The sequence below is a fragment of the Pseudomonas sp. 32_A genome (assembly GCF_017490905.1).
In the GTDB taxonomy this organism is placed as follows: Bacteria; Pseudomonadota; Gammaproteobacteria; order Pseudomonadales; family Pseudomonadaceae; genus Aquipseudomonas; species Aquipseudomonas inefficax.
Genome location: NZ_JAFGYI010000476.1, coordinates 1 through 246, shown reverse-complemented (window position 1 = coordinate 246; position 246 = coordinate 1). Strand labels below are relative to the sequence as shown.

Genomic DNA, 246 nt, shown 5'->3' with positions numbered 1-246 from the left:
CATAGCACCGGGCCCGGCGCATAACCACGCAACAAAGATAGGGAATAGAGGTTCCAGAGCGGTTGGGGCGTACTGACCGGTGGCGTTCGCCGGAGTGTTTGTGTTGCCTGTGAGATCGAGCGCCGCCACCGCAAACATCATCACCGCCACCATCAGGTCGAGCATGCGCCAGGTCGCCGGCCGGGCCAGCCACGGCGCCAGCCAGGCCGCGCCGATCGCCAGGGTCGAGAACCACAGCAGCGAGGC

The 246-nt window shown here is 66.3% G+C and carries 1 protein-coding gene; it reads right to left on the bottom strand.

Annotation, left to right across the window (positions count from 1 at the left end; translation table 11 throughout):
• The coding region (locus J5M58_RS28205) for a LysE family transporter (RefSeq protein ID WP_243432579.1) at positions 1-246 on the bottom strand (246 nt) is incomplete at both ends.